Source organism: Bradyrhizobium sp. CCBAU 51745 (assembly GCF_028128715.1).
In the GTDB taxonomy this organism is placed as follows: domain Bacteria; phylum Pseudomonadota; class Alphaproteobacteria; order Rhizobiales; family Xanthobacteraceae; genus Bradyrhizobium; species Bradyrhizobium manausense.
Window position 1 is genome coordinate 242,837 of record NZ_LBJP01000088.1, and the last position, 23,993, is coordinate 266,829.

Here is a 23,993-nt window from a genome sequence, read left to right on the forward strand (position 1 = left end):
GCGCAGCGAAGCAATCCAGAATCTTTCTGTTGAGGCAGTCCGGATTGCTTCGCTGCGCTCGCAACGACCGGTGGTCGAGATGACGATGATCATATCATCATCCTTCCCGCGAGATGCAATGACCTCGCAGGTAACGCCGCTTCCACGCTGCGGAAATATCACCCCGTGGCGTCGCGCCGTTCCTCGGCAGTCTGGAACGGCGGCGTGACCGGATTGACCGGCACGCTCCAGATCTCTTCGGCATATTCGCGGATGGTGCGGTCGGAGGAGAACCACGCCATGCGGGCGACGTTGAGGATGGAGGCACGCGTCCAGGCCGGCGCCACCAGCCAGCGCGCATCGACCGCGCGCTGCGCCTCGTAATAGGAATCGAAATCGGCGCTGACCATGTAATGGTCGAGATAGCGTAGCGCATGCGCGATCGATTCGAAGCGGCCGGGATCGCCGGGCGAGAACTCGCCGGCGCCGATCGCGTTGATGGCGCGCTGCAGCTTCGGTGAATTGCGGATGACGTCGGAGGCATCGAGGCCCTGCTTGCGCCGGATCATCACGTCGCCGGCCTCCATGCCGAAGATCGCGATGTTCTCCGCGCCGACCTGGTCGCGGATCTCGATATTGGCGCCGTCGAGCGTGCCGATGGTGATGGCGCCGTTCAGCGCCAGCTTCATGTTGCCGGTACCGGACGCCTCCATGCCGGCGGTCGAGATCTGTTCGGAGAGGTCGGCCGCGGGAATGATCACCTCCGCGAGACTGACATTGTAGTCCGGCAGGAAGACGACCTTCAGCTTGCCGCCGATGGCGGGATCGTTGTTGACGACTTCCGCGACGTCGTTGATCAGCTTGATGATCAGCTTTGCGTAGCGGTAGCTCGCCGCCGCCTTGCCGGCAAAGATCTTCACCCGCGGCACCCAATTGCCGTTTGGATCGTCTCTGATCGACTGGTACAGCGCGACCGTCTCGATGATATTGAGGAGCTGGCGCTTGTATTCGTGGATGCGCTTGATCTGCACGTCGAACAGCGCGGTCGGGTCCACCTTGATGCCGAGCCGTTCGCCGATCAGGCGCGCCAGCGCGGTCTTGTTGTGGAGCTTGACGCTACGGAATTTCTTCTGGAATTCGGCGTCGCTGGCGCGGGCCTCGATCAGCGAGAGCTGGGTCGGATCATCCAGCACGGCCTCGCCGCAGGTCTCGCGCAAGAGCTCGGTGAGCTTCGGGTTCGCCAGCATCAGCCAGCGTCGGAAGGTGATGCCGTTGGTCTTGTTGGTGATACGGCCGGGATAGAGATGGTTGAGATCGTGGAATACGGTCTCTCGCATCAGGTCCGAATGCATCGCCGAGACGCCGTTGATGCGGTGCGAGCCGACGAAGGCGAGCTGGCCCATGCGCACGCGGCGGCCGCTCTTCTCGTCGATCAGCGAGACCGAGGCGCGGAAATCGATGTCGCCGGGGGCGCGGGCTTCGGCGAGCGCCAGATGCTGCACGTTGATGCGGTAGATGATCTCGAGATGCCGCGGCAAGAGACGCTCGAACAGCTCGACCGGCCAGGTCTCCAGCGCTTCAGGCAGCAACGTGTGGTTGGTGTAGGACAGCGTCGCGACGGTGATCTTCCAGGCCTCGTCCCAGCGGAAATTATGGAGGTCGACGAGGATGCGCATCAGCTCGGTGACGGCAAGGCTCGGATGGGTGTCGTTGAGCTGCACCGCGACCTTGTTCGACAGGCTGCGCAGCTGGCCGTCGGAGGCGAGATGCCGCTTGATCAGGTCCTGCAGCGAGGCCGAGACGAAGAAATATTCCTGGCGCAGCCGCAGCTCGCGGCCGGCCGGACTCTCGTCATTCGGATAGAGGAATTTGCAGATCGCCTCCGCGCGCGATTGCTCGGCGCTGGCGCTGACATAGTCGCCCATGTTGAAGGCGTCGAGCTTGAGCGGATCGGGCGAACGCGCCGACCACAGCCGCAGCGCGTTGACGTGCTGGCCGCGCCAGCCGACGATCGGCGTGTCATAGGCGATCGCCTGCACGGTCTCACCCGGATGCCAGATCGCGCGGTCGCGGCCCTTGTCGTCGACATGCTCGACGCCGCCGCCGAAATTGACGTCGTAGATCACTTCCGGCCGCTGCAATTCCCAGGGATTGCCGAAGCCGAGCCATTCGTCCGGATATTCCTGCTGCCAGCCCTGATTGATGATCTGGCGGAACAGGCCGTAATCGTAGCGGATGCCGTAACCGATCGCGGGGATCGACAGCGTTGCCATGCTCTCCATGAAGCAGGCGGCGAGACGGCCGAGGCCGCCATTGCCGAGCGCCGCATCCGGCTCGCATTTGCGCAGCTCGGGCAGCGACACGCCGAGATCGCCGAGCGCGACCTCGAAGATCTTCAAGAGCCCCATATTGTTGAGCGCGTCGGTGAAGAGACGGCCGATCAGGAATTCGAGCGACAGATAATAGACGCGCTTGCGGCCCGCATCGTAACTGCGCTTCTCGGCCGAGAGCCAGCGGTGCACGATGCGGTCGCGCAGCGCCAGCGCCGCGGCCTGGTACCAGTCGTGCTTGGTCGCCATGCCCGCGTCCTTGCCGATGGCAAGACGCAGCTTCGCCAGGATCGCACCCTTGATCTCCGCCAGCGCGAGCTCGTCGATGGGCTGATCGGGGGCGGGGAAATTTGACTGGAACGATTGATCTTGCAAGGCCGTCACTTCCTGGTCGACAGAAACACCACTAAACCCTACGCAACCTGCCCTTTGCCGGAACCATGACTGGCGCGGCAATGCACTGCGCTGGCGCAAAATTATGCAAGGAACGGGCCGCTTTGGGAACCCGGACCAGCACGGAGAAACGCCGATTTGGTGCTAGACTGGGGGTAAATTCAGCCATCACTGTGGAGGAAGCGCCCATGAAGCCACTGATGCGACTGCTGATCGAAATCGCCGCCGCTGCTGTCCTCGTCGTCTGCATCACCGCTTCCAGCGCAGCCTTTGCCGCCGACAGGCCCGGCCGCAGCGCCGATGGCCTCAGCTGCGCCGTCTCGCTCCCACAAAACGCAACGCCTGCGCAGCGCTGCGCCGCCATCAAGCGCCAATGCGGCGGCAAGTTTTACGCGAGCGCGTGCGGGGACAAGTTGATGTCGGCGGCGAATTGAGCTGACCTGGTGCGACCTGAAGGGCGTCGTCCCGGCGAAGGCCGGGACCCATAAACACCACTGTCAGAGAAGATGGGACAGATCACGCCAATCCTGGTTTTCCTGCTCAATCAAGCGAATCTTCCACTCACGGCGCCATTCCTTCAGCGCTTTTTCGCGAGCAATCGCTTCGGACGGCGATGCGTACGTCTCGACATAGACCAGCCGTGTCACGCCATACTTCTTGACGAACTTCGAACCGCGTCCCGAGCGGTGCAAACCAAGTCGATTGCTGAGGTTGTTGCAGACGCCGATGTATAGCGTGCCGTAGCGTCGGCTCGCGAGGATGTAGACGTAGTAGGCGGCTGGAACATTCATGGGCCCCATTTCCGAAAACGTCTGGCAGCGGTGGTTATGGGTCCCGGCCTTCGCCGGGACGACCTGGACCCATCAGAACAAATTAAGAACACTTTAGCAAGTCTTTGATATATCATTATGATTCGGCGCGTTGCCGACACAATATCTAGGGTCTGACGTCAGTCGCGAGGACTACATGTCCACCATTGCCTTCGATCAATTTGCCCTCACCCGGATCGCCGATTTTGCCCGGTCGCTGTCGCGGCTGCATCAGGCGGCGCGGCGCCAGAGGATCGACGACGACCAGTTCGACCGCGAGTTCAACGCGGTGTGCCAGTCGATCTGGGGCTACACCATCGACGATATCAGCGACGATCTGTTCTCGGTCGAGGATCATCATTTCCTCGACACGCTCGACGAAGCGCATGCGCGCATCTTCGCAGCCGAGCAGGGCTATGACCTCGTCAGCGAGACCGGCATGCTGACCGACTGGTGGGGTTTCTGCTGGATGATCCTGGCCGAGAAGCGCGGCCTGCTCACGGCCGAAAACCGCGCCGCCGCGCGCGCGGCGATCGAGGAGAAATATCTGGCCGCGCCGAATGTGATCGGAGTGATTATCGGGCGGTAGTGCAACATTCTCCGTCATTGCGAGCGCAGCGAAGCAATCCAGAATCCCTCCGCGAAAAGAGTCTGGATTGCTTCGCTGCGCTCGCAATGACGGCTTTAGCCGACAGTTGGGCCTAATCCAATCCCGCCCGCCTCGCCGGCTTCACCTTCGGCACCGCCACATCCGGCAGCGTCTCGCGCGCGATCTGGGCGGCCGGGGCATCGGCCGCCACAGTTTCCGCGCGCACCGGGGCCACCTTCATCTCGCCGAGCAGGCCGCGGACCTGGGCGGTGAGGCCGGGATAGGATGCAACCGGGGTGAACTCCGCGGTCTGCTCCTGGCCGAGGCGGATGCCGGTATAAGCGACGAGGCCGTCGCTGGTGGCGATGACATCGCCGGCCTTCAGCGAAGCGTCGAGGGTCAGATCGACGGGGGCGAGTCCGGCCGGCTCGCGGCCATTGCAGGTGCAGTCGGCGCGCAGCGCCTTGCGGTAGGCGAAGGCGTTCTCGCTGTCGGCATAGCGCTCGCCGGTCTGCGAATAAGCGCCGTCGATCGAGGAGCCGAAATACACCTTTGTCGCGCTGGCAGGACAGAAGGCCTGACACATCTGCGCCGGCGAAGCGAGGCCGCGCATCAGCGGAAAATATTTGCCGTCGCAGCTGCGCACGCAGAAGGCTGGGCCGGAGCCGCCGGCCGCAGCTGTGCGCGTCGGCGGCACATATTGCGACTGGCCGCTCTGACTGGCGAAGGGATCGACGAAGGGGCTTGCCTGCTGCGGCACATCGCGCTGAGGCCGCTGCTGCATTCCGCCGAAGAAGAAGTCGAACAGACCTTCGGCCGAAACCGGAGCCGGGGTCGCCAGCAGCGGGCTTGCGAGAATGGCGGCCACAAGCATCGCGCGACGCCGCGGGCGCGCATGGGACACGATTGTACGCAACGCTTACTCCACCGACGCTACTGAACCGGCCGCGACCATCAGGCCCCAGCACATGATTCACCATAAGGCGGGATGGTAAATGAGCGGTTGAAGGGGGCGCAGCGCCGTCAAGCCTTCAGGAATTCCGACGCCTTGTACAGCGAGCGGAACGGCAGGCCGGCCGCGCCGAACGTATCGGTGGCGCCTTCCTCGCGGTCGACCATGGTCAGCACCAGCACCACTTCGGCGCCGGTCTCGCGCACGGATTCCACGGCCTTCATGGCCGAGCCACCTGTCGTGGTGACGTCCTCGACGATCACGACGCGCTTGCCGGCAAGCGTCTCGCCCTTGGGCAGACCTTCGATCGCGAGCCTGGCGCCATGCTCCTTCGGCTTCTTGCGCACGAAGAACGCCGCGATCGGATGGCCCTTGATCCAGGAGATTTGCGCCAGCGCACCGGCGAGCGGCACCGCGCCCATCTCGAGCCCGCCGATGAAATCGAGATTGTCGTCCTTCAGCGTCTCATAGGTGAGCTCGGCGAGCAGCGTCGCGCCCTCGGGGTCGAGCATGGTCGGCTTCAGGTTGAAGTAGAAATCGCTCTTGCGGCCCGACGCGAGCGTAACCTCGCCGCGGCCGAAGGAGCGGCGGCGGATGATTTCGAACAGGCGGGCGCGGGAGGCAGATTTCGACACGGCGGTCCCTCGAACAGCATTTTGAGAGGAGGCGGAATTTATCCGCGACCGCGGCGACATTCCAGTGGGGGTGTCCACCGTCAACAGGGATCGGCCATCCCGCTCCGTCGGTTGTGGGGGTGCGGCCTCCTGGAGTAGGTGGATGCCGGACATGCCGGGCAAGAAAACGGGCAAGAAAATTGGGCAAGGAAACAGGCAAATGACCATCGAGCTGCACACCTGGAACACGCCGAATGGCCGCAAGATCTCGGTTGCGCTGGAGGAAATGGGGCTCCCCTACAAGGTGGTTCCAGTTAACATCACCAAGGGCGAGCAGATGGCGCCCGGGTTCCTCAAACTGTCCCCGAACAACAAGATCCCGGCAATCCTCGACCCCGAGGGGCCGGATGGCAGGCCCGTCAGCATCTTTGAATCAGGCGCGATCCTGCTCTATCTCGGTGAGAAGACCGGCAAATTCCTGCCGAAATCGCTGGGTGAGCGCATTCCGGTCTATGAATGGCTGATGTGGCAGATGGGCGGATTCGGCCCGATGCCCGGCCAGGTGCATCATTTCATTGCACTGGAGAACGAGCAGGACCGCGCCTACGGCCTGAAGCGCTACATGGCGGAAACGCGACGGCTCTACGGCGTGCTCGACCGTCGCCTCGACGGCCGCGAGTTCGTCGCCGGCGACCTCTCGGTCGCCGATTTCGCCATCCTCGGATGGGCCTGGCGCCATCCCCGCCACAAGGTGGATCTGGCCGACTTCCCCAACGTCAAGCGCTGGTACGAGGCGCTGATGGCGCGTCCGGCGGTGAAGCGCGGCATGGACGCGAAGCTGGATTGAGGCTTCTTCTCCCTCGCCCCGTGCTTACGGGGAGAGGTGAAAATCATACCTTCTTCGCTTCCACGGCCATCCGCACCGCAAGGCCGGCCAGCACGGTCCCCATCAGCCAGCGCTGCACCAGCATCCAGCTCGGCCGGCTCGCCAGGAACAGGGCGATCGATCCGGCGGCGAGCGCGATCATCGCGTTGACGCTGACGCTGATCGCAATCTGGATCGCGCCCAGCACCACCGACTGCATCAGCACGCTCCCGGCCATGGGATCGATGAACTGCGGCAGCAATGCCAGATACAGCATCGCGATCTTCGGATTGAGCAGGTTGGTGACGAGCCCCATCGTGAACAATTTGGGCGGGCTGTCGATCGCGAGCTTCTTCACCTGGAACGGCGAGCGGCCGCCTGGCTTCACCGCCTGCCAGGCCAGCCACAGCATGTAGCCGGCGCCGGCAAAGCGCAGCGCGTCGTAGGCGAAGGGGATCGCGAGCAGCAGCGCCGTGATGCCGAACGCCGCGCACAGCATGTAGAACACGAAGCCCAGTGCGACGCCGCCGAGCGAGACGATGCCCGCCGCCGGGCCCTGCGTGATCGAGCGCGAGATCAGATAGATCATGTTCGGCCCGGGCGTGAGCACGAGACCGAGGCAGACGAGTGCGAAGCCGAGCAGGGCGGATGTATGGGGCATGGATGAACCGGTGCGGGAGATGCAGCGTTCTAATATGCGACGTAGAGCCGTTCCATCGCGCAATTGCACGGAGGACAATTCATAGGCGGGGTCTCACCTCAGGTCGTCCCGGCGAAGGCCGGGACCCATACCCCCAGGAAGAAGTTGTGACGCGAGATCGTAGTGGGCAATCTTCGCCTAACTCGATCCTGTGGTGATGGGTCCCGGCCCCCCGCGCGCAATTGCGCGCTAGGCCGGGACGACACCTGTACGTGGCGTCGGCCGAGTGCAGGAGAGGTGAAGAAAGAGCTCAGTGCGCCTCGTCCCAATTATTCGCCGCCCGCGCGTCCACATGCAGCGGCACGGACAGCAGCACGGCCGGGAACGGCGCGTCCTGCATCACGTGCTGCACGACGGGAAGCGTCTTCTCGACTTCCGCGTCCGGCACCTCGAAGATCAACTCGTCATGCACCTGCAGCAGCATCTGGGCCGAGAGCTTCTTCTCGGCCAGCGCGTCCTCGACCCGCGTCATGGCGCGGCGGATGATGTCGGCGGCGGTGCCTTGAAGCCGCGCGTTGATGGCCGCGCGCTCGTTGAAGGCGCGCACCGAGGCGTTCGACGCCTTGATGTCGGGGTAGTGGCACTTGCGGCCGAACAGCGTGGTGACGTAGCCGTGGCTCCGGCAGAAGTCGCGCGTCTCGTCCATATAGGCGCGGATGCCGGGGAAGCGCTCGAAGTACTTCTTGATGTAGGCCGAGGCTTCCTCGCGGGCGATGCCGAGCTGGTTGGCGAGGCCGAACGCCGAAATGCCGTAGATGATGCCGAAATTGATCGCCTTGGCGCGGCGGCGGATCTCGCTCGGCATGCCCTTGATCGGAACGCCGAACATTTCCGACGCCGTCATCGCGTGAATATCGAGGCCGTCCTTGAATGCCTGCTTCAGCACGGGAATGTCGGCGATCTCGGCCAGCAGCCGCAGCTCGATTTGCGAATAGTCGGCGGAAACGAGCTTATGCCCCGGCGTCGCGATGAAGGCGCGGCGAATTTTTCGGCCGTCCTCGGTACGAACAGGGATGTTCTGCAGGTTCGGCTCGTTCGACGACAACCGGCCCGTGGTGGTCGCGGCCAGCGCGTAGGTCGTGTGCACGCGATGGGTCTGCGGATTGACATAGGTCGGCAGCGCGTCGGTGTAGGTCGATTTCAGCTTCGAGACCTGGCGCCACTCCAAAATCTTCCGCGGAAAATCGTGGCCCTGCTCGGCGAGCTCGTCGAGCACCTGCGCGGTGGTCGACCACGCGCCGGTTTTGGTCTTGGTACCGCCTGGCAGTCCCATCTTGCCGAACAGGATGTCGCCGATCTGCTTGGGGCTGCCGACATTGACGGGCTCGCCGGCGATCTGCTGGATCTCGGCCTCGACGCGCGCGGCGGTCTGAGCAAAGTCGCCTGACAGCCGCGACAGCACCTGGCGGTCGATCGAGATGCCGCGCCGCTCCATGCGCGCGAGCACCGACACCAGCGGCCGCTCCAGCGTCTCGTAGACCGTAGACATGTGTTCTGCGACCAGGCGCGGCTTCAGCACGCGCCAGATGCGCAAGGCGATATCGGCGCCCTCTGCCGACAGCGGCGCTGCCTTGTCGATCGGCACCTGGTCGAAGGTGATCTTGCCCTTGCCGCTGCCGAGCAGCTCGCCCTCTTTCAGCATGGCATGGCCGAACCAACGTTCGGACAGCTGCTCCAGCGCGTGCGAGCCGCGGCCGGCATCGAGAACATAGGAGATCAATTGCGCATCGTCGGTGTTGCGCAAGGTGATGCCGTGCTGCGCCAGCATCACGGCAGCGAATTTGACGTCGAAGCCGATCTTGAGGATGCCCGGTGATTCCAGCACCGGCCGCAGCGCGTCGATGGCATCGGCGTGCTTGACCTGATCCGGTGCAAGGCCGGCGTCGAACAGTCCGGCGCCGCCGCCGGACTGCTTGTGGGCCAGTGGCACATAGCAGGCCTCGTTCGGCGCCAGCGCCAGCGCCACGCCGCAGAGATCGGCCTGCATGGGATCGATCGAGTTGGCCTTGATCTCGATCGCGACCTGGCCGGCATCATGGATGCGTGCGATGAAGGCGTTGAGCTCTTTCAGCGACTTGATGTTTTCGTATTTGGCCCGGTCAACCGGAAGCCTGCGCAGCGCCTCCTCGCGCGCAGCGGCGAGCGAGATCGGCGCGCCCTTCGGGCTCGCGGCCTTGTCCTCCTTGCCGGCCGATGCGTTGCGCTGGCCCGGCCGCGCCTGTGCCGGCGTGCCTGTTCCCGGCGAGGGCACGACGTCGGAGGGCGGCAGCGTCGTGAATACGCCGGCGCCGCTGGCATAGCCGGGATCGGCATCGACATTGGAAGGATCGATCTGCGCATAATCGGCGACACGGCGTGTCAGCGTCGAAAATTCCATCGCCTTCAGGAAGGCGATCAGCTTGCGCGCGTCTGGCTCGTGGACCGCGAGGTCGTCGAGCGGCACTTCGAGCTCAACCTTGTCATCGAGCAGGACGAGCTGCCGCGAGATCCGCGCCTTCTCGGCGTTTTCGAGCAAGGCTTCGCGGCGCTTCGGCTGCTTGATCTCGGTGGCGCGGAACAGGAGCTGTTCGAGGTCGCCATATTCGACGATCAGCTGCGCCGCGGTCTTGATGCCGATGCCGGGCACGCCGGGTACGTTGTCGGTGGAATCGCCGGCCAGGGCCTGCACCTCGACGACCTTCTCCGGCGGCACGCCAAATTTCTCGATCACCTCAGGGATGCCGATGCGGCGATCCTTCATGGTGTCGTACATCGTGACCTTGTCATCCACGAGCTGCATCAGATCCTTGTCCGAGGATACGATGGTCGTGGTGGCGCCGCGTTCGCTCGCCTGCCGCGCATAGGTAGCGATCAGGTCGTCAGCCTCGAAGCCGGTTTGTTCCAGACAGGGGAGATCGAAGGCGCGCACCGCCTCGCGGATCAGGGCGAATTGCGGGATCAGATCGTCAGGCGCCGGCGGCCGGTGCGCCTTGTAGTCGGGATAGATCCTGTTGCGGAAGGTGATTTCCGACTTGTCGAACACGATCGCCAGATGCGTCGGCCGGTTGTCCTCGGGCATCTCGCGGAGCAGCTTCCACAGCATGTTGCAGAAGCCGAGCACGGCATTGACCTGCAAGCCGTCGGACTTGCGGTTCAGCGGCGGCAGCGCGTGATAGGCGCGGAAGATGTAGCCGGAACCGTCGACCAGGAAGATATGGTCGCCTTTTCCTGCCGCCTTGGCCGCGACCGGTTTGGCAGCAGCTGTCGCCGCAGCGGGCATGGTGTCGGCTTTGGCTGAGGTTTTCGGGGATGTCTTTTGGGAGCTCTTGGGCATGGCCGCAATGTATGAATTTTTGCGGCAAAAGACAGCCTCGGGGGATCGCTATTTTGCCGACTCGCACAGCAAATCGCGGCATCAGGCCAGGCAGTCCTCGATGAAACCTGCAACAATGCGCACCGTGGGCGTGCGGCGCAGGTCGCGATGGACGACCAGCCAGACCTCGCGCCCGACGGGACGTCCGCCGATATCATGGCGCTCCAGCCGTGGGTCGGCCTCGCCAAGGAATTTTGGCAGGGCGGCGAGTCCCATTCCCGTCCGCGCGGCCGCCGCCTGGTTCTCCAGGTCGTTGCTGCGAAGCACGATCTCGCGTGAGGCGGAAAAGCGCATCAGCCATCGTTGTTGCGGAACATCATCCATGCTGGAATCGTAGGCGATGAATGCGAAGGCATGCGGTGGCGTCGTCTTCAAATAGTCGGGCGAGCCGTAGAGGGCGAACTCGAAATAGCCGATCTTGCGTGCAATCAGCCCGGGCTCCGTCGGACGCGACAGCCGAAGCGCCAGATCCGCTTCGCGACGGTTGAGCGAGGCCGTGCGCTTCTCGCCGATCAGCTTGATCTTGATACCGGGATGCTGTTGTCGCAGCCGGATCAGCTTCGGCGCGATCAGGACGTTGGCGAGCGAAGGTGGCGCGCTGATCGTGATATCGCCGCCGATGCCGGATTTCGAGGCCTGCACGGCGCGCTCCACCGCAAATGCCGTGTCCGTCATCGGCGCTGCGATCTTGGCGATGCGCTTGCCGTCCTCGGTGAGCTCGTAGCTGCGCGGCCTGCGGTCGACGAGCCTGAGCGACAAGGATGCTTCCAGGGCGGCGACGCGGCGCGCCACGGTGACGTGGTCGACATTGAGGCTCCTCGCCGCGGCGGACAGGGTGCCCTCGCGTGCGAGCGCCAGGAAATGCTGCAGGTCGGTCCAGTCCATTTGTGCAAATTCTCACAACGACATCTCAATCTTGAGCAGTTTCGCAGATTTTCGCGTCATTCCATAGTCCTCCGTCATCGACAGGAGGAATCCGATATGGCCGTGATCGTGAGATTGAAGAGTCCGGGCGGCGCAGACCAGCTCGAGCTGGCGAGCGCTGATTTGCCGCCGCCAGGCCGCGGCGAAATCCGGTTGCAGCAGAGCGCGATCGGCGTGAATACCATCGATATTTATCAGCGCATGGGTCTCTACGCGCTTCCACCCGATCGCATTCCCGGCGTCGAGGCGGTGGGCGTTATTGCGGCGTTGGGTCCGGAGGTGAGCGGCCTCGAAATCGGCGACCGCATCGCCTATGCGGGCACTCCCGTCGGCGCCTATGCGTCCGAGCGCAATTTGCCAGCCTGGCGCTGCGTCAAGCTTCCCGCCGGCATTCCGGACGAGGCGGTCGCGGCAGTGTTCGTCAAGGGCATCACGGCCGACATGCTGCTCAATCGTGTTTTCCCGGTTGGCCCCGGCACGACAATTCTCGTCCATAGCGCGGCAGGAGGACTCGGCCAGCTCCTGACGCGCTGGGCCAGCGTAACAGGGGCGACCGTGATCGGGACCGTCGGATCATCGGCCAAGGCCGAGATCGCCCGTGCTGCCGGTGCGTCGCATGTGATCATTGGGCGGGATGCCGATTTTGCCGCAGCCGTCGCCGACGTCACCGCCGGTCGCGGCGTCGATGTCGCCTATGACGGCGTCGGCGCGACGACGTTGCAGAAGACGCTGGGCTGCGTGCGACCGTTCGGCGTCGTCGCAAGCATTGGCCAGTCGGCCGGGCCGATCCCATCAATCGATGTTCACGATCTCGGGCCGCGGCGCAGCCTGATGCTGGCGCGGCCGAGCGTCATGGCCCACATGAGCGATGCCGATGCCTATCACCGTTCTGCCGCGCGGGTGCTCGCCGCAATGACCGACGGCGTGCTGCAGGTCAGCGGCACAGCCTACAGCCTGCGGGACGCGGCGCGGGCTCAGGCCGACCTCGAAGCCGGGCGTACGACGGGAGCTTTGTATCTGCGCCCCTAAAGCATGATCCGGAAAAGTGCGAAGCGGTTTTCCGAAAAGATCATGCTCAAACAATAACCTAAAGCGCGATGGCGATTCATCTTAGTCTCATCGCGCTCTAGAACGGTCTATTCCGCCGCTTGCAACACCGGCCCGGCCTTCTTCGGCGCGATCCAGAACGCGGCGGGCCGTTCGAACAGGAAGTCGGCGTGGAGCAGCAAGGCGGCCTGCCAGATCGCGAGCGATCCGAGCACGCCGACGATGGTCACGATCAGCGACATCAGGCCGATATCGGAAATGACTGATGTGTGCAGCAGCAGCGTTCGCGTTGCCGCCATCGGCAGGAAGAAGGCGAGATAGATCACGATCGAATGCTCGCCGCAGAAGCGCAGGAAATTGCACCATCCAGCGCGCGCCAGCAGCGTGCCTGATGTGACGATCGCCCCCGCGCCGGCGAAGCCGAGCAGGAGCGAGACGATCTTCCACTCGCTGGCGCCTGATGCGACGAGGCCGGCATTGACCAGCGCCCAGGTCGTAAGCGCCGCGAGTGCAAGCGCGGGGCGGCTTCGTGCGCGGTCCGACAGTGCGAACACATAAGGCGCGAACAGATAGCCGGAATAGAAGTAGACGAAGCGCGCGCAGAATTCGTCGATCGCGGTCCAGCCTGTCGTGACGCGGGCCGTCTCCAGCGCGGCCGCGATCAGCCAGATCGCGAGCGGCGGCCATCTGCGTGTCAGTTTTGTGACGATGAAGAACACCGGCAGCAGATAGATGAACCAGAGCGTGCCGAAGGGCTCGATGAAAGATTCCAGATACAGCAGGCCAACGTCGCGCCAGCCGGTTACGGCTGCGAACGCAGGCGCCTTGAAGCCGAACTGGATTGTCACCCAGACGATATAAAAATAGGCGAAATGCACTGCCTTGCGGTCGAGATAGGTTCGCCAGTCCCGATCGATCACCAGCGGCAGGAACAGGCCCGAAATCAGGAAGAAGTCCGGCATCCGGAACGGCTTTGCGAAGGCCACGAGCAGATGCATGAACCCCGGTTCGCCGGCGGCGAGCTCGACCCCCAGTACCGAATGCATCATCACGACCATGATGATGCAGATGCCCTTGGCGTGATCGACCCAGTCGACACGCGCGGCGTCCGGGGCTTTCGATCCCCCGGTCGCGGCTGATGTGCCTGGTGATGCCATGGTGTCCCTTTTCGAGGCGTATTCCGCCCGGCTCTGTGCGGGCGTGGGGCAGTTTGCCGCCTTGTGGCTTAGGATTTCTTTACCTGTACAATTCGCATGCCTGATTTCGCGCCGGATGGTTTTCTTCTGCCGGGAAAATGCTAAACCGCCCCGTATCAGGGGTTTCGTTAACCAAGCCAAAGCAGGGATTTTCATGCGCATCGCGATGATCGGAACGGGCTATGTCGGACTGGTGTCTGGAGCCTGCTTTGCGGATTTCGGTCACGACGTTACCTGCGTCGACAAGGACGAGAAGAAGATCGCGGCGCTCCATCGCGGCGAGATCCCGATCTATGAGCCGGGCCTGGACGAGCTGGTGGCCAACAACGTCAAGGCCAAGCGGCTCGATTTCACCACCGACCTGTCCAAGCCGGTTGCGGATGCCGACGCCGTGTTCATCGCGGTCGGCACGCCGTCGCGCCGCGGCGACGGCCACGCCGATCTGTCCTATGTCTACGCCGCGGCGAAGGAGATCGCGCAGTCGCTCTCCGGCTTCACCGTGGTGGTGACGAAGTCGACCGTGCCTGTCGGCACCGGCGACGAGGTCGAGCGCATCATCCGCGAGACCAATCCGTCAGCCGATGTCGTGGTCGCATCCAATCCGGAGTTCCTGCGCGAAGGCGCCGCGATCCGCGATTTCAAATTCCCTGACCGCGTCGTGGTCGGCACCTCCGACGAGCGCGGCCGCAAGGTGATGGGCGACATCTATCGCCCGCTGTCATTGAACCAGGCGCCGCTGATGTTCACCGCGCGCCGCACCGCCGAGATGATCAAATACGCCGCCAACGCCTTCCTCGCGACCAAGATCACCTTCATCAACGAGATCGCGGATCTTTCCGAGAAAGTCGGCGCCAATGTGCAGGAGGTTGCCCGCGGCATTGGCCTCGACAACCGCATCGGCACCAAATTCCTGCATGCCGGTCCCGGTTTCGGCGGTTCCTGCTTTCCGAAGGACACCAAGGCGCTGATCAAGATCGCGCAGGACTATGACGTCAATCTGCGCATCGTCGAATCCGTGCTCGCGGTCAACGAGAACCGCAAGCGCGCGATGGCGCGCAAGGTGAGCCAGGCGCTCGGCGGCTCCTTGCGCGGCAAGACCATCGCGGTGCTCGGCCTGACCTTCAAGCCCGATACCGACGACATGCGCGATGCGCCGTCGATCCCGCTCGTCACGGGTCTGCTCGACATGGGCGCGAAGGTGAAGGCGTTCGACCCTGTCGGCATGGAGCAGGCGAAAAGCGAACTGCCCAGCATCACCTATTGCGAAGATGCCTATTCCTGCGCGCAAGGTGCCGATGCGGTCGTCGTCGTCACCGAATGGACCCAGTTCCGCGGCCTCGATCTCGATCGGCTGAAGGCGGCCATGGCCCAGCCCGTCGTCGTCGACCTCCGCAATATCTTCCGCCCCGAGGACATGGCTACGGCCGGCTTCACCTATGAGAGCGTCGGCCGCCCGCCGGTACAGGGCTGAGATAAGTCGTAATAGACTGAAACCGTCATGGCCGGGCTTGTCCCGGCCATCCACGTCTGTTTTCTAGTCCAAGACGTGGATGCCCGGGACGAGCCCGGGCATGACGAGTGGATAGGCCTTGCCCCGCAACTTCGACACGCCCCTCCCGATCGATGCCGTGCTCGACGACCTCTCGCGCACGCTGGGTCAGCACAACGCCGCCGTGCTGGTGGCGCCCCCCGGCGCCGGCAAGACCACGCGGGTGCCGCTGGCGCTGCTCGATGCGCCCTGGGCCAAAGGCAAGAAGATCATCGTGCTGGAGCCGCGCCGCATCGCGGCACGGGCCAGCGCCGACCGCATGGCCAAGTCGCTCGGCGAGCGCGCTGGCGAGACCGTGGGCTATCGCGTCCGCTTCGGCTCGAAGATCTCGCGTGCAACCCGCATCGAGGTCGTGACCGAAGGCATCTTTACCCGGCAGATCCTCGACGATCCTGAGCTTTCCGGTGTTGCCGCCATCCTGTTTGACGAATTCCACGAGCGCTCGCTCGATGCAGATCTCGGCCTTGCGCTGGCGCGCGATGCGCAGCTCGGCCTGCGCGAAGATCTGCGCATCCTGGTGATGTCGGCGACGCTTGATGGCGCGCGTGTGGCAAGGCTGCTCGGAGAAGCGCCGGTCGTCGAGAGCGAGGGCCGCGCCTTTCCGGTCGAGACCCGTTATCTCGGCCGCAAGGCGGATGCGCCGATCGAGCGGCAGATGGCGGATGCCATCGCATCGGCACTGCGCGCCGACAGCGGCTCGGTGCTCGCCTTTCTGCCGGGTGCCGCCGAAATCCGTCGTACCCAGAATTTCCTGGCCGAGCGCGTGCAGGACGCCAGTATCGAGATCGTGCCGCTGTTCGGCGCGCTTGATGCCGCCGTGCAGGATCGCGCCATCGCACCGGCGCCGAAGGGCACGCGAAAAGTGGTGCTCGCGACCTCGATCGCGGAGACCTCGCTCACCATCGAAGGCGTGCGCATCGTCGTCGATTCCGGCCTTGCCCGGGTGCCGCGCTATGAGCCCGATATCGGCCTGACGCGGCTCGAGACGGTCCGCGCCTCGCGTGCGGCGGTGGACCAGCGCCGCGGCCGCGCCGGCCGCACCGAGCCTGGCGTCTGCTACCGGCTCTGGGACGAGCCGCAGACGGCCTCGCTGGCGCCCTATACGCAGCCGGAAATCCTCAGCGCCGATCTCTCCTCGCTGGTGCTCGATCTCGCGCAATGGGGCGTCGCCGATCCGGCCGCGCTGTCGTTCCTCGACCCGCCGCCACAGCCGGCATGGAAGGAAGCCAAAAGCCTCCTCGCCGAGCTCAACGCGCTCGATCGCGACGGCCGCATCACCGCCGAGGGCAAGAGCCTGCGCGCACTGGCGCTGCCGCCGCGGCTGGCGCGCACGATCGTGGATTCGCATCGCGCAGGGTGCGGCGAGGAAGCGGCCGAGATCGCGGCGATCCTCACCGAACGCGGGCTCGGCGGCGACAGCGCCGATCTGGAGCACCGGCGCGACCAGTTTCGCCGCGACCGTTCGCCGCGAGCGGCGAGCGCGCGCGATCTGGCGCGGCGCTGGGCCTCGCAAGTGGCAGCGTCGGAGAAGCCGGGACCGCAGGAGGATCTCTCGACCGGCCTGATGCTTGCTTATGCCTTCCCGGACCGCGTGGCCCGCAACCGCGGTAATGGCAGTTTTGTACTCGCCAACGGTCGCGGCGCCGCAGTGGAGCAGACCTCGTCGCTGGCCCGCGCGCCCTACATCGCGATCGGTGAAATGACCGGCACGGCCGCAAGCGGTCGCATTCTGCTGGCAGCGCAAATTGCTGAAGAAGATATCGAGCGACATTTTGCCGAACATATCGACACCACCGACGAGATCTCCTTCGATCGCGGCGCGATGGCGCTGCGCGCGCGGCGCAAGCGCGTGCTGCACGCGATCACACTTTCCGAAGCAACGCTTGCGGTGTCGCCCTCGGAAGACACCGCGCGCATTTTTGCCGATGGTCTGATCGCCGCAGGTCTCGACCGACTGCCCTGGTCCAAGGCCGCAAAGCAATGGCGCGACCGCGTGATGTTCCTGCGCAAGGCCGAGGGCGACAATTGGCCCGACCTGTCGGACGACGGGTTGATCGCGCGGCGCGACGATTGGCTGGTGCCCGCGCTCTACGGCAAGATCGCGCTGAAGGACGTCTCCGCCGGTGATCTCTCCGATGCACTGATGGCGCTCTTGCCCTGGGACATGCGCGCGCGGCTCGACCGCGAGGCGCCGACACATTTCGAGGCGCCGACGGGCAGCGTGCTGGCGATCGACTACGAGGCCGAGCAGGGGCCGACCATCGCCGTGCGGCTGCAGGAATTGTTCGGCCTCAACACCCATCCCTCGATCGCCGCCGGCAAGGTGCCGCTGGTGCTGGAGCTGCTGTCGCCGGCGCAGCGTCCGGTGCAGGTGACGCGCGATCTCCCCGGCTTCTGGCGCGGCAGCTACGCCGCGGTGCGCTCCGACCTGCGCGGCCGCTATCCGCGCCATCCCTGGCCGGACGATCCGGCGACCGCGCTGCCGACCCGGCGGGCGAAGCCGCGCGGGACGTGAGGCGGTATTAACCGTTCGCTCATCCTTTTCGTCAAAATGACCCGGGCCCTGCCGCGGCGTCGCTCGCAGACGGGCGCGCCGCGTGGTGAAATCGAGCGTTCGGCTCGGAAGTGGTGTGATGCGTAACATTATGATCTTCGCGGCCGTGATGATCGGTCTCGGTACATTCATGGCGCAGATGGCGGACAGGATGAGTTCCGCCTCCGCCACGTCAGCGCCGCACCCGACGGTCGCAGTTGCGACCACCGCGCCGGCCGGCAGCCGCAGCCTCAACATTCCCCGGGATGTCCGCGGTCATTTCCAGGCCGAGGGCCGCATCGACGGCCAGCGCATCGGTTTCATGGTCGACACCGGAGCTTCCGTGGTGGCGCTGAACGAGACCTCGGCCGCCCGCTTCGGCCTGCGTCCCTCCCGCAACGAGTACAGCGCCACGGTCACCACTGCGAACGGCACCGTCAAGGCCGCGCGCACCCGGATCGCGATGCTTGAGGTCGGCGACCTCGTCGTGCGCGATGTCGATGCCATGGTGCTGCCGGACGCTGCGCTGTCCGAGAACCTGCTCGGCCTCTCCTTCCTGTCGCGCCTGAAGCGCTTTGAGTACGCCAACGGCCAGATGGTGCTGGAGCAGTAGATCCACTCTAATTGGTCGGTGGGCCTCCCTTAAGGGCAGACGGGGTGCTATATTCCGTCCATGAACAGCCCCGAGGCGATCGACATCCTCCGACAATCCGAGCCCGCGCTACGCGAGCGAGGCGTCTTGCATGCCGCGTTGTTCGGCTCGGTGGCGAGGGGTGAAAATCGCCCTGACAGCGATGTCGATATTATGGTCGAGATCGATCCGGAGGCGCGGATCACGGTCTTCGACTACATCGAACTCAAGGAATATATCGCCAACCTTTTTGACGGGCGGGTCGATATCGTCAATCGCGACGGTCTGAAATCATACGTTGCGCCCGCCGCGACAGCCGATGCTGTCTATGCCTTCTGATCGCATCGACGGAGTCCTTCGGGACATCTTACATCACATCGATTTGGCGACCGAGTTCGCCGTAGATCTGGATCGCGAGGCATTCGCGACGGATTTACGGACGGTCTACGCTGTTACGCGATGTTTGGAGATCATTTCGGAGGCGTCTCGGCGTCTTCCAGAGGAACTGAAGGCGAGGCACCCAGCGATCGCATGGAGGCAGATGGCGGCTGCAGGCAATGTCTATCGCCACAACTATGAGGACGTCGCAGCCCGCCTTGTCTGGGAGACCGTTCAGCAGGCACTGCCATCTCTCAGGGCAGCCGTCGAAGACGAACTGGCACGCCGATAGCCGATGCGCCAGAAGCGCGGATCTCTCTCAGCGCACCATTTCCCGTTACCAAACTGCCGCAATTATCGGCCATAAGCCTTCATTCCCGCCTTCCGCCGCGCCCTGGCATTCGCTAAGGCTGCATCAATTCCCGTCATTTTCACGAGACCGCCTCAATGTTCCCCAAGCCGAAATCCGTCTTGTTGCCCAACACCTACGCCTTCGAATCCGAGCCGATGGTGAAGCCCACGGGTTTCCGCGAATACGACGCGCGCTGGTTGTTCCAGAAGGAAATCAACCTGATGGGCGTGCAGGCGCTCGGCATGGGGCTGGGCGCGCTGATCGCCGAGCTTGGCGTCAGCCAAGAGATCGTCACCGGCCATGATTTCCGCGGCTATTCGGCTTCGATCAAATATGCGCTGATCTCCGGCCTGATGGCGGCGGGCTGCAAGGTGCACGATATCGGTCTTGCGGTGACGCCGATGGCCTATTTCGCGCAATTCGATCTCGACGTGCCCGCCGTCGCGATGGTCACGGCCTCGCACAACGACAATGGCTGGACCGGCGTGAAGATGGGCGCCAACCGTCCGCTGACCTTCGGCCCCGACGAGATGACGCGGCTGAAAGAGATCGTGCTCAATGCCGAGTTCAAGAACAAGGCGGGCGGCTCCTACCAGTTCCACGAGAACTATCCGGCACGCTATATCGCCGATCTCACCAACCGGCCAAAGCTGACGCGCAAGCTCAAGGTCGTCGCGGCCTGCGGCAACGGCACCGCCGGCGCATTCGCGCCGCAGGTGCTGGAGGCGATCGGCTGCGAGGTGATCCCGCTCGACACCGAGCTTGACCACACCTTCCCGAAATACAATCCGAACCCTGAGGACATGGAGATGCTGCACGCGATCCGCGACGCGGTGCTGCATCACAAGGCCGATGTCGGCCTCGGCTTCGACGGCGACGGCGACCGCTGCGGCGTCGTCGACAACACCGGCGAGGAGATCTTTGCCGACAAGGTCGGCGTGATGCTGGCGCGCGACATGTCGGCGATCCACAAGGATGCGCAGTTCATCGTCGACGTGAAGTCGACCGGTCTCTTCATCACCGATCCCGTGCTGCAGAAGCAGGGCGCCAGGACCGCCTATTGGAAGACCGGCCATTCCTACATGAAGCGCCGCACCAACGAGACCGGTGCGCTCGCCGGCTTCGAGAAATCAGGCCATTTCTTCTTCAACAAGCCGTATGGGCGCGGCTATGACGACGGCCTCGTCTCGGCGATCGCGATCTGCGACATGCTCGACCGCGCCCCCGGCAGGTCCATGGCGGACCTCAAGGACGCGCTGCCAAAGACCTGGTCGTCGCCGACCATGTCGCCGCATTGTGCCGACGAGGTGAAGTACGGCGTCATCGACGCCGTGGTGAAGCACTTCGAGGGCTTGCAGGCCAAGGGCGCCAAGATTGGCGGCCAGGCGATCCGCGATCTCGTCACCGTCAACGGCGTGCGCGTCACCGTCGAGGACGGCAGCTGGGGCCTGGTCCGCGCCTCCTCGAACAAGCCCGAGCTCGTGGTCGTGGTCGAGAGCCCGGTCTCCGAGCAGCGCATGCACGACATGTTCGAGATGGTGAACAGCGTGCTGCGGACCCATCCCGAGGTGGGAGAGTACAACCAGAAGATTTGAGGAGCGCCCTTCGCGGAGGACTGGAGGCCGCCACACACGCCACCGCCATGCCCCGCGAAGGCGGGGCATCCAGGACGCCGCGGCCTATCGATATCCGACTGGCGTCTCTGGAATACCGGATCGTCCGCCTTCGCGGACGATGACAGCATTGGTGGGGCGAAGGATCGCCCTCATCGAAATGTCTTAAGCCGCCACCACCGCCGGGATCGGCAGCGCCGTCACCGACTTGATCTTCTCCATCGCAAAGCGCGAGGTGACGTTCTTCAGCGGCACGGCGCTGATCAGCTTCTTGTAGAAGATGTCATAGGCCTGCATGTCGGCGACCACTACGCGCAGCATGTAATCGACGTCGCCGGCCATGCGGTAGAATTCCATCACTTCGGGCATGGCGCTGACCGCTTCGGCAAACTTCTTCAGCCAGGCGTCGGAATGATCGGAGCTCTCCACCGACACGAACACGGAGATGCCGAGCCCGATCTTGTTCTGATCGACCAGTGCCACCCGCTTCAGGATCACGCCGTCGGCCTCGAGGCGCTGGATGCGCTTCCAGCAGGGGGTCGAGGACAGTCCGACCCGGTCGCCGATTTCGGCAACGGACAGGGAGGCATCCTCCTGGAGGACCATCAGGATCTTGCGGTCGATGGCGTCCAGGCGGCGGCTGGTCTCGGGGATTTGGACAGCGAGGTCGGTCATTTGAAGAACTTTGTTCCATTTCAGGGGCCGATTTCCCTGATATAGAGAAAATCATTCTATAGCAAGCCCATAATCTCGGCGGCGGGCTGGCTCGGCGTCTCAGACGCTGCGCAAAAGCTCTTCAACTTCAACACGTTGCGGTGCGGCCAGGCCGCCACCATGGCGGGTGCATTTCAGCGCCGCAGCGGCCGCGGCGAATCGCAGCGCCTCGCGCAGGCCTCCGCCCTCAGCGAGCCGGAGGGTGAAGGCGCCGTGGAAGACGTCGCCAGCGCCAAGCGTATCCACCGCCTCGACCGGGAAGGCGGGTGTTTCCTCCAGCTGGCCTGCCTCGTTCAGCCAGATCGTGCCGTGCGGGCCGCGGGTGGCGGCGAGGAATGCGGGCGTGAGCTTGGCGAGCCGCTTCAAGGCCTCGCCGTCCTCAGTGATGCCAGCGGTCTCCTGCACCTGCTCGCTGGCGAACAGCAGATGCGAGGCGGCTGTGAGCAGATCGTCGGTCAGCGCCATCGCACGATCGACGCCGACAATGACGGGGATGTCGCGCCGGCGCGCCTCGGTGCAGAGATCAATGCAGAAGGCGCCGCAGCGGCTCTCGACGAGAACCGCCTGGCAACAAGCGAGCAATTCGTCGGCGTCAGATAGCTTCACGCTCCACAGCGCGGGATCGCGGTAGATCGTCAGCGTTCGTTCGCCTGATGCGTCGATGATGATCGCCGAGACGGGCGTGGCCGCGCCCCGAACGCGCACGATCCGCCCGACATCAATCCCCTCGGAAGCCATCCGTTCGAGAATGAAGCCGCTCGACGTCTCCTGCGCGTCGCCCATGGGACCTGCGAACGCGACGCGGCCGCCAAGTCGTGCCATCGCGATCGCGGCATTGAGCGCGTTGCCGCCGCATATCTCGGCAAGATGCGTCGCGTTCGCCTTGCTGCCGCGCTCCGGCACGGCCTCCACCCGAAAGGTGAGGTCGCGCACGGGAATGCCGATGCACAGGATGCGCGGCGCGATCGCAGAGTGCGCCATCGGCAGCCTCAGCTCCTGTCGTGCACCCAGCGGCCGAGCAGATGATGTGCGATCGCAAACGGATGCGGCCCGGCCAGTCCGTCCGGATGCGTCCGTTTCAGCATCAGCGCCGCCTCATCGCGCGTGAACCAGCGTGCATCCTCCAGCTCGGAATGATCGACGACGATGTCCTCGTTCAGCGCCCGCGCGCTGCAGCCAATCATCAGCGACGACGGATAGGGCCACGGCTGCGACATGTAATACTGCACGTCGGTGCAGCGAATGCCCGACTCTTCGAGGATTTCACGGCGCACGGCGTCCTCGATGGTTTCGGCGGCCTCGACGAAGCCGGCGAGGCACGAAAACATGCCGGGCGGAAACTGCTTCTGGCGGCCGAGCAGGCACTTTTCGCCCGATGCCACCAGCATGATCACGACAGGATCGGTGCGCGGAAAATGCTCGGCCTTGCACGCCGGGCAGTCGCGCTTCCAGCCGCCTTCCTTCATCGCGCTGCGGGCGCCGCAATTGGCGCAATAGCCATGGCGCTGATGCCAGCTGACCATCGATTTCGCCATCGCGATCGCCGACAGCTGGTCGGGCGGGATCGCGCCCTGCATCGCCATGCCGCGCAGCTCGGTGACGGTGTAGTCGTCACGGCCGATCAGCTTCTCGGCTGCGGCCTGTGCCAGGCCCATGCCGAAGATCGCCGCGCCGTCGCGCAAGCCCAGAAAGATCGTGCCGGGATTGGCGCCGCATTTCAGCGCCTCGTCGATCGAGAGCAGCGCACGCACCTTGTCGCCCTCGCGCTTCACCAGCAGCGAGTCGCGGTAGATGACATAGGCGCGCGACGACGGTTTCTGTTCCAGTGCAAACAGCTTTTCGTCATCGCGGCGCAAATGCGCGGCGCGGTCGAGGACGTTGGTGACGAAGGCCGGCTGCCCCAAGGGAAACGAGTCGAATGCTGACATTTCTTGTTCTTTCAACCCAACCAGATTTTCTTGCGAAGCGCGCTGATGAAATTCTGTACCTCGGCCGCGTCATGCGCCAAGGGTTTCATCACGCCCCAGACCGGCCGCGGCCATGCGGCGTCACCGGTGCGGCGCGCGATGATATGAATATGAAGCTGCGGCACGAGATTGCCGAGCGCCGCGACATTGAGCTTGTCGCATCTGGTGATCTCCTTCAGCGCGCGCGAGACGCGGGAGATCTCGGTCATCAGCTGGGCCTGCTGCACCTCGTCGAGATCGATGATCTCGACCGCATCAGGCCGCCGCGGCACCAGCAGCAGCCAGGGATAGTTGGCGTCCTTGATGACCAGCACCTTCGACAGCGGCAGGTCGCCGATGTCGATGGTGTCCTCTTTCAGGCGGGAGTGCAGCGACCAGGCGGGTTCGGGCATGAAGGTTTCCGGATGGCCCGATGGGGTCGGGCGTGTTGGGCCAGACCATACGATAGGAGGTCAGTAAGGGAAAGGATGGCAACCGCATACGCGATCGTCGTCCTGGACAAGCGA

General features: G+C 64.3%; 22 protein-coding genes. 10 read left to right on the forward strand and 12 right to left on the reverse strand.

All coding sequences use genetic code 11. From position 1 onward, the window contains the following. Window positions 1–158: 158 nt before the first annotated feature. On the reverse strand, window positions 159–2,684 hold the full coding sequence (locus XH98_RS30245; protein WP_271620772.1) for a glycogen/starch/alpha-glucan phosphorylase: 2,526 nt from the start codon (window positions 2,682–2,684) through the stop codon (window positions 159–161). Window positions 2,685–2,902: 218 nt separating this feature from the next. Between XH98_RS30245 and XH98_RS30250 the strand changes: the two genes are divergently transcribed. Next, the gene (locus XH98_RS30250; RefSeq protein ID WP_271620773.1) at window positions 2,903–3,136 is read left to right on the forward strand and encodes a hypothetical protein; all 234 of its coding nucleotides are present in this window, start codon (window positions 2,903–2,905) and stop codon (window positions 3,134–3,136) included. A gap of 63 nt (window positions 3,137–3,199) precedes the next feature. Here the strand turns inward: XH98_RS30250 and XH98_RS30255 are convergent, their stop codons facing one another. Continuing rightward, complete coding sequence (locus XH98_RS30255; RefSeq protein WP_271620774.1) at window positions 3,200–3,493, reverse strand: GIY-YIG nuclease family protein; 294 nt, start codon at window positions 3,491–3,493, stop codon at window positions 3,200–3,202. A gap of 175 nt (window positions 3,494–3,668) precedes the next feature. Here XH98_RS30255 and XH98_RS30260 point away from each other — a divergent pair, with 175 nt between their 5' ends. Beyond that, entirely contained in the window at window positions 3,669–4,100 is a 432-nt protein-coding gene (locus tag XH98_RS30260; protein WP_057744520.1) for a hypothetical protein, read from the forward strand. 112 nt (window positions 4,101–4,212) lie between these two features. On the opposite strand, the gene XH98_RS30265 is transcribed toward XH98_RS30260, so the two are convergent. Next, window positions 4,213–4,974 (reverse strand): DUF2865 domain-containing protein, encoded by a 762-nt coding sequence (locus tag XH98_RS30265; protein ID WP_271620775.1) that lies wholly within the window; start codon window positions 4,972–4,974, stop codon window positions 4,213–4,215. Between the two features lie 149 nt (window positions 4,975–5,123). Then, window positions 5,124–5,687 carry an orotate phosphoribosyltransferase gene (pyrE, locus tag XH98_RS30270; protein ID WP_057744523.1) on the reverse strand — a complete coding sequence of 188 codons (564 nt, stop codon included), beginning with the start codon at window positions 5,685–5,687 and terminating at the stop codon, window positions 5,124–5,126. Window positions 5,688–5,886: 199 nt separating this feature from the next. Between pyrE and XH98_RS30275 the strand changes: the two genes are divergently transcribed. Beyond that, window positions 5,887–6,513, forward strand: coding sequence for a glutathione S-transferase family protein (locus XH98_RS30275; RefSeq protein ID WP_057744525.1), 627 nt, complete (start codon window positions 5,887–5,889; stop codon window positions 6,511–6,513). Window positions 6,514–6,556: 43 nt separating this feature from the next. Here XH98_RS30275 and XH98_RS30280 read toward each other — a convergent pair whose 3' ends face one another. From XH98_RS30280 to XH98_RS30290, 3 genes are all read right to left on the reverse strand, one after another. After that, complete coding sequence (locus tag XH98_RS30280) at window positions 6,557–7,192, reverse strand: LysE family translocator (protein ID WP_220001402.1); 636 nt, start codon at window positions 7,190–7,192, stop codon at window positions 6,557–6,559. Window positions 7,193–7,481: 289 nt separating this feature from the next. Next, window positions 7,482–10,544, reverse strand: coding sequence for a DNA polymerase I (gene polA, locus XH98_RS30285; protein WP_271620776.1), 3,063 nt, complete (start codon window positions 10,542–10,544; stop codon window positions 7,482–7,484). An 81-nt stretch (window positions 10,545–10,625) separates the two neighbouring features. Then, window positions 10,626–11,468: a LysR family transcriptional regulator gene (locus XH98_RS30290; protein ID WP_271603513.1), complete on the reverse strand. Its 843-nt coding sequence runs from the start codon at window positions 11,466–11,468 to the stop codon at window positions 10,626–10,628. Between the two features lie 96 nt (window positions 11,469–11,564). Between XH98_RS30290 and XH98_RS30295 the strand changes: the two genes are divergently transcribed. Then, complete coding sequence (locus tag XH98_RS30295; protein ID WP_271620777.1) at window positions 11,565–12,536, forward strand: quinone oxidoreductase family protein; 972 nt, start codon at window positions 11,565–11,567, stop codon at window positions 12,534–12,536. 107 nt (window positions 12,537–12,643) lie between these two features. Here the strand turns inward: XH98_RS30295 and XH98_RS30300 are convergent, their stop codons facing one another. Then, window positions 12,644–13,711 carry an acyltransferase family protein gene (locus XH98_RS30300; protein WP_271620778.1) on the reverse strand — a complete coding sequence of 356 codons (1,068 nt, stop codon included), beginning with the start codon at window positions 13,709–13,711 and terminating at the stop codon, window positions 12,644–12,646. A 193-nt stretch (window positions 13,712–13,904) separates the two neighbouring features. On the opposite strand from XH98_RS30300, the gene XH98_RS30305 reads away from it, so the two are divergent. The 6 genes from XH98_RS30305 to XH98_RS30330 all read left to right on the forward strand — a co-directional run bounded on the left by XH98_RS30305 (window position 13,905) and on the right by XH98_RS30330 (window position 20,788). Continuing rightward, the gene (locus XH98_RS30305; protein WP_271620779.1) at window positions 13,905–15,221 is read left to right on the forward strand and encodes a UDP-glucose dehydrogenase family protein; all 1,317 of its coding nucleotides are present in this window, start codon (window positions 13,905–13,907) and stop codon (window positions 15,219–15,221) included. Window positions 15,222–15,339: 118 nt separating this feature from the next. Further along, complete coding sequence (gene hrpB / locus XH98_RS30310) at window positions 15,340–17,814, forward strand: ATP-dependent helicase HrpB (protein ID WP_271620780.1); 2,475 nt, start codon at window positions 15,340–15,342, stop codon at window positions 17,812–17,814. A 130-nt stretch (window positions 17,815–17,944) separates the two neighbouring features. After that, window positions 17,945–18,445, forward strand: a complete 501-nt coding sequence (locus tag XH98_RS30315; RefSeq protein WP_442868651.1) for a TIGR02281 family clan AA aspartic protease — start codon at window positions 17,945–17,947, stop codon at window positions 18,443–18,445. A gap of 60 nt (window positions 18,446–18,505) precedes the next feature. Next, a complete protein-coding gene (locus tag XH98_RS30320; protein WP_271603519.1) occupies window positions 18,506–18,802 on the forward strand; it encodes a nucleotidyltransferase family protein in 297 nt (98 codons plus the stop codon). Continuing rightward, a complete protein-coding gene (locus XH98_RS30325; protein WP_271620781.1) occupies window positions 18,792–19,133 on the forward strand; it encodes a HepT-like ribonuclease domain-containing protein in 342 nt (113 codons plus the stop codon). The genes XH98_RS30320 and XH98_RS30325 overlap by 11 nt, the downstream gene beginning before the upstream one ends. A 155-nt stretch (window positions 19,134–19,288) precedes the next feature. After that, window positions 19,289–20,788 (forward strand): phosphomannomutase/phosphoglucomutase, encoded by a 1,500-nt coding sequence (locus XH98_RS30330; protein ID WP_271620782.1) that lies wholly within the window; start codon window positions 19,289–19,291, stop codon window positions 20,786–20,788. A 183-nt stretch (window positions 20,789–20,971) separates the two neighbouring features. On the opposite strand, the gene XH98_RS30335 is transcribed toward XH98_RS30330, so the two are convergent. The 4 genes from XH98_RS30335 to XH98_RS30350 all read right to left on the reverse strand — a co-directional run bounded on the left by XH98_RS30335 (window position 20,972) and on the right by XH98_RS30350 (window position 23,879). Further along, the gene (locus tag XH98_RS30335) at window positions 20,972–21,481 is read right to left on the reverse strand and encodes an Lrp/AsnC family transcriptional regulator (RefSeq protein WP_057748368.1); all 510 of its coding nucleotides are present in this window, start codon (window positions 21,479–21,481) and stop codon (window positions 20,972–20,974) included. Window positions 21,482–21,580: 99 nt separating this feature from the next. Next, window positions 21,581–22,501 carry a sugar kinase gene (locus XH98_RS30340; RefSeq protein ID WP_271620783.1) on the reverse strand — a complete coding sequence of 307 codons (921 nt, stop codon included), beginning with the start codon at window positions 22,499–22,501 and terminating at the stop codon, window positions 21,581–21,583. An 8-nt stretch (window positions 22,502–22,509) separates the two neighbouring features. Beyond that, window positions 22,510–23,448, reverse strand: coding sequence for an NAD(+) diphosphatase (gene nudC / locus XH98_RS30345; protein WP_271620784.1), 939 nt, complete (start codon window positions 23,446–23,448; stop codon window positions 22,510–22,512). Between the two features lie 11 nt (window positions 23,449–23,459). Next, on the reverse strand, window positions 23,460–23,879 hold the full coding sequence (locus tag XH98_RS30350; RefSeq protein ID WP_057748378.1) for an HIT family protein: 420 nt from the start codon (window positions 23,877–23,879) through the stop codon (window positions 23,460–23,462). Window positions 23,880–23,993 lie beyond the last annotated feature (114 nt).